The following is a 6162-nucleotide window of genomic DNA, read 5'->3' as shown; positions in this document are numbered from 1 at the left end:
GGAGAAGGTGGACGACGATTCCCGGCCGTACGACGTCGCCATGCACCTGCAGTCCGTGATGGGGGTGGTCGAGTCGCCGGTGCTGCTGGCGATCGACGACGCGCACCTCCTCGATCTGCAGTCCCAGGAAGTGCTGGGGTTTGTCGCTCGACGCGTGCGGCCGTTTCCGATCGCGCTGCTGTTCGCCGGTGACTCGTCAGTCCATCCGATACCGGTCCTGGATGGACTGGGGGTACTGCGGCTGGGCGAGCTCGGGGCCGGCGACGTCGTCGATCTCCTTCAGGCGACCTACGAGGACATGGCCGGTAGCGTCGCCGAGACGCTCGGCCTGCGCGTGGGCGGCAATCCGTACGTGTTGTTGGACGTCGCTAAGCAGCTCCGGCCCGCGCAGCGCCGCGGCCAGTCGTCGCTCGACCGGTACCTGCCTGCCTCTCCGGTCCTCAAGGACCTGTTGCTGCCTGATTTCGATGGTCTGAGCCGCGGCCAACGGTTCGCCCTCCTCGTGGCAGTGATCAGCGAAGATCGCAAGATCGGGCCGATGCTGACGGCGCTCGCCGCGGAGAGCGAAGACGTTGTGGAGTGGCTCCTGCAAGGCCACGTGGACGTGTCGGGCGGGACGTACAAGCTGCGGACGCCCGCCGTCGACTCGGTCGTCTGGCGTGCGGCCGCACTCGCTGACCGCATCCGCGCCCATCGCCTCTTGGCACAGGCTTACGAAGGGCATGATCCGGATGGAGCGCTCTGGCATCATGCTCAGGCCCAGCTCGAGCCCGACGACGGTCTGGCGGGACAGCTGCAGCGTGCCGCTGTCGAGATACTGGATCGAGGTGAGCCGGACCGCTCGGTCGCCTATGCCAGGGAGGCCGTGCGGCTGACGTCGACCACCGATGAGCGTTTCCAACGCCTCCTGCTCGCGGGGGAGCTCGCCGTCTTCGCGGGCCGTTGCAGTGAGGCGGTCCAGATCGCGCTGGAGCGTCTGCGAGTGGACGCGTCGGTCGAGCAGAACGCTGAGCTGGCGTTACTGGAGGCTCGTGCCCGGCTCGTGGCCGATGGGCAGCCGCCGACGGACCTCGTCGACGGCCAAGCGGCCCAGTTCGCCGAGGCAGACCCCGACCGGGCCGCCAAGTTCTGGCTTGTGGCGGCGACGGGCTTCGCGGACCGGATCGAGCTGGCGCCCGCACGGGCGTATCTCGCACGCGTCGAGAGTGTGCTGCCGCACCTGTCGGAGGCGACGCTGGGCAAGTTCCGTCGGATCGCGGCGTGGGTGGCGGCGCTCGCCGGTGACCGTGAACGAGCAGTGGAGTTGATCGAGGCGGATTCCCGAGCATCCGATGTCCTGGCGGACGCGGACCGTTGTACGCGCCACGCCATGGTGCTGACCCGTCTGGAGAGGTTCGACGAGGCTCGCCAACTGCTGCGGGTGATCACCGATCAGCGCCGCTTCGGTGACTCGCCGTTGCTTGCCGGGTACGCGTACTCGGTCACCGCCGTGCTGGAGATACGAGCGGGCAGGCTGACGGCAGCCGCGGAGGCTGCTGCCGGCTGGCAGCGCATGCTCGGCGAGACGTGGCCCCACCGGGGGAAGGTCATGCTCTACATGATCAGGGCGCACGCCTTGACCGGCGACAGCACCGCCGCGCTCGAATGCCGGGACTGGGGACGGAGGCTGGCGCACAGGCTCGGAGACTGGTGGTCATCCGCGCTGCTGCAGTCCGAGGCCGGGGCGCTGTACCTGCATCTCAACCGGCTCGATGAGGCGATGTCGGCCCTGGAGCGGGCGCACGGCTACGCCCTCGAGTACGACGACCCGTCGATCCTTGCGGTGGAGCCTGACTTCATCGAGGTGTGCGTGCGACGCGGCGAGCTCGAGCGGGCACGTTCGGTCCTCGCGGTGTTCGAGACCCGCGTGGCGCGGGTTCCGGGCTCGTGGGCCAAGCACACCCTGGCCCGATGCCGTGCTCTAGTGGCCGAAGACGAGGAGTCGCTGAAGCTGTTCGAGGTGGCTATGGAGACCTGCGCGGATAAGGTGTCTCCGGTCGAGCTGACGCGGACGCAGCTCTGCTACGGGGAGCGGTTGCGACAGCTCGGGCGGCGTATCGAGGCGGCTGAATGGCTGCGCCGGGCGATCGTCCGGGCGAACGAGTGCGGGGCGAGCGCCCTGGCCGCGAGCGCCGAGGCTGTGCTCGGGTCAGGAGGGACCGCGGTCGGCGATGACGCAACACGAGGTCGGGAGATCGCGCAGCTTACTGAGGCCGAGCTGCGTGTGGCGAGCCTCGTCGCCGGTGGAGAACGTAACCGGGAGATCGCCGAGAAGCTCCACGTGTCCGTCCGGACGATCGAGGCTCACCTCGGACGGATCTATCGCAAGCTGGCCGTCCGTTCCCGCGCGCAGCTTGCCAGCGTTGTCGCGGCAGCTGATGCTCCGTCCGGCGAGGTGCCGGCGGATTAGCGGCGGGCCGCTACTTCTCGGGGCGACGGCGGCCAGCCAGGGTCGCGCCGCCCTAGAACGTCGTTCTTGACGTCGTGGGTTGTCACGCTCGCCGCTTCTCTGGCGGGCATTGTCGGCGTCTGCCTCATCGTTCGAGATGAGTTCCCGACCACGCGATATGTGACACACATCACACCTTCTCCCTCGTGCGAGGTCGTCTCCTTCTTCACTCAGTGCCAGTAGCCGCCGGATTGCATCCGGTTCGGCTGTATTGGCGTATATGCGCTGGTCAGCTGGGTGTTTCCGGTGGGCTTTGGGGGGTGTTCCGGCCGAGGCCGGGAGTCAGCAGTACAGGCATTTTCCAATGTGTAAGGAGACCAGGAACGTGACTAGGCCAATGAGGAGGGGATCCGGCGCTCCGCGCGGGAGACCTCCGGGTGGTTGTCGAACCGCGGTGTCGGCGGCGGTGTCGGCGGCAGTGCTTCTGTCGACGCTCGTCGTGCCCGCCCTGTCGATGAGTACGGCCCAGGCGGATGAGTCGGACGGCACCGTGACCGTGCGCGTCGTCCGCGATTACAACGCCAACGGCCTGTGGGATGCGACGTTCGGCGGCGAGGAGGTGAACGAGCCGGGCGTCGAAGGCATCACGGTCGAGCTGGTCGACGCCGAGGGCAACATAGTCCCCGGGGAGACCGACGCCAATGGTGTGGCGACGTTCCCGGCCAGCGCCGACCTCACGGGTGGGCAGTACCGGGTGGAGGCGTCGATCCCAGAGGAGCTCGACTACCTCTACCCGGCCATCGTCGACCCGGACGCCACCGGGGCCAACGCGCTCTCCAGTCACGTCGACTTCGTGGACGTGAGCGACGGCGCCGACGCCGAAGTCGTCATGGGTGTGTGGAACCCCTTCGACTACACCGGCGACGATCCGCGCATGGTCTCCGGGAAGAACCACTCGTACATCTGGGAGGGCCAGCCGACCGACACCTCGAATGAGGACTCCATCTTCGGGTTCGGCTACGACAGTGCCCAGGGCACGTTCATTCCCAACGCGCCCGGCGCGAATGTCGACTCGAAGCAGGGCCAGACGGGTGCGATCTGGGGGATCGCGGCGAAGAACCCGGACGAGGCCTATGCCTCGGCCGTGCTACGTCGTGGCGTGAAGTTTCCGGACGCTGGCGGCGGCACCGGCGGGATCTACAAGATGGACGGCTCGGGCAACGTCGAGCTGTTGACGGTGGTTCCGAACGCTGGGGACGCTGACCACGCCGCCGGACCTGGTGACCCGGCGTGGAACCACGACCCGGACGTCGCCCTCAATGCCGGCAAGCAGGCCTTGGGTGACCTGGATCTGTCCGAAGACGGCTCCGCTCTGTATGCGGTGAACCTCAACACGAAGGAACTCGTCGTCATCGATCCCGCCACGGGTGACATCACGGAGACCGTGTTGATCCAGGCGCCCAATGGCGTCCCAGAGGACGACTGGCGGCCGTGGGGTCTTGCGGTCAAGGACGGCAAGCTCTACGTCGGAGGTGTGGACTCGCAGCAGAGGAATGCCGGACAGCCGGATGGTGCTGGTCGGCCGTCCGCGTCTCCCAGCGCGTACGTGTGGGAGGTTGACGAGGAGGACCTGGACTTCGGTGCTGCCGAACTGGTGGTCTCGGAGACGCTCGACGATGAGCGAGGAAGCGTCAGCGGCGGCGCGCAGTTCTGTGATGGGGGCGTTCCCTGCCCGCCCACGTACTGGCAGCCGTGGACCGACGACCCATCCCACTGGCTCGTGGACTGGGTCAACCCTGACGCCCCCGGCAGTGCGATGATGACACACCCACAGCCGATCCTGTCGGACATCGACTTCGCGTCGAACGGGGACATGATCTTTGGCTTCGCCGACCGTGCGGCCATTCAGATGCCGCACCAGGCTCCGCGGTGGGACGGCGGGAACGGCGGCGCCCTCTACAACGGAGCACCACGTGCGGGCGACGTCAACCGGGCGTGCCTGGTCGATGGCGCCTACGTCTGGGAGGGCGGTGCCGGGTGTGAACCTCCACCAAACCAGGCACCACAGCAAGCGAACGTTCCGCTCAACGAGTGGTATAGCGGCGACGGCTTTATCACTGCCGATCCGGATTACCCGGCTCACCACACAGGGATTGGTCACCCCGAATCGACGCAGGGAGCGCTACTCTCCATTCCCGGTCGGGAGTGGCTGGTGACGAACGTGCACAGCGTCTTTGGCGGCGGTCTTGGACCTTCCAGCACGCAGGGTCTGGTCTGGTTGAGCCACGAGACTGGGCAAAGGGAAACAGATCCGGCTGGCCACAACCCGCGTGAGGCAGTTCTTCAGCAACCGGAGAGCTCTGCGTTCTTCAAGGGTCACGGCCTCATGGACATCTCGGTGATGTCTGAGGACGCCCCGCTGCAGATCGGCAACTACCTCTGGTTCGACGACGACGGTGACGGCGTCCAGGACCCGGGGGAGGAACCCATCGTCGGCGTGACCGTCAACCTGTACGACGAGGACGGCAACGTGGTCGCCACCGTCGTGACGAATGAGAAAGGCGAGTACTACTTCGACTCGATCGACCACGAGCTGGAGCCGGACACGTCGTATGTGGTCGCGGTGGACAACCCCGCTGACTTCGAGGAAGGCGGAGTTCTCGACGGCTACGGTCCGACCCCGCACCTGACGGGTCAGGACAACGCGGCCGGCCCCGAGGTCAACGACTCCAACGGCGAACCGAACGAAGACAACTTCGCCGAGGCGCCGGTCACTACCGGGGACTGGGGCCAGAACGATCACACCACCGACTTCGGGTTCTCGAAGCCGTCGGTGGAGATCATCAAGGGTGACGAGGAGTACGAGGCGAGCACTCCGGATGACGCCACCGGTTACGAGCCGGGCGAGACCCGCGAGTTGCAGTTCGAGGTGGCCAACAACGGCGGCCGGAAGCTGACCAACGTCGTGGTGACCGACCGGACGATCACCGGCGGAACCATCGAGGAGCTGCAGTGCACGTTCCCCGGTGAGGACGCTGCGACCGACGGAACCTTCGACGATGCCGAGGGCATGTGGGAGGTCCGCTGGGAGCCGTCGTTCGGTGACCCGCCGGCCACGTGGGACGTGGGCGTGTCGTTCGACTGCACGGCCACGCTCACCATGGACGGCACGGATGCTCCGCACGCGGACGCAGCCGAGGTGTCGGCCGAGGTGCTGGGCACCGGCGATCCGGTGGAGGACCGGGACGACTACCACTCCTTCACCGGCGACGTTCAGGTCATCAAGTACGACGACCGGGGCGACTACTCGCTGGAGACGGACGACGACGGCATCCCGAACAAGCCGCTGACCAGCGAGCCTGAGCGGGACGCCAACAGCGAGGACGAGGCTGTCGCCTACCCGACCGAGGACGGCTCCTCGACCGGGCCGCAACCGGTCACGCTGGCTGTGACCAACACCGGTAAGACCTGGCTGTCGCAGATCGAGATCTCCGACGAGACGCTGTACGGCTCCGACGTGGAGAACCTCACGTGTGACTTCTCCGCCGTCGATCCAGATGCCCCGAGCTCGGGGACCAGCTGGAACGGCCCGTGGGAGCCGGGGACGACGTTCTACTGCACCGGAGAGCTGACGCTCGACGGCGCGGATGAGGACGCCGCCACGCACGGTGACGAGGTCACGGTCGACGCGGTGGTGGTGGAGCCGGAGGAGAACCCGGACTACGATCCGGACG

At 67.1% G+C, this 6162-nt stretch carries 2 protein-coding genes; both read left to right on the top strand.

Annotated features, from left to right (window positions below; translation table 11 throughout):
• Nucleotides 1–2449: helix-turn-helix transcriptional regulator (locus ELR45_RS16600; RefSeq protein ID WP_240759798.1), on the top strand; the 2449-nt coding region annotated here is incomplete at its 5' end.
• Between the two features lie 457 nt (nucleotides 2450–2906).
• The coding region (locus tag ELR45_RS16595) for an SdrD B-like domain-containing protein (protein WP_165367838.1) at nucleotides 2907–6162 on the top strand (3256 nt) is incomplete at its 3' end.

Origin of the sequence: Phytoactinopolyspora endophytica (assembly GCF_004138495.1) — a bacterium.
Lineage (GTDB): Bacteria > Actinomycetota > Actinomycetes > Jiangellales > Jiangellaceae > Phytoactinopolyspora > Phytoactinopolyspora endophytica.
This window is presented reverse-complemented; position numbering and strand designations above follow the sequence as displayed.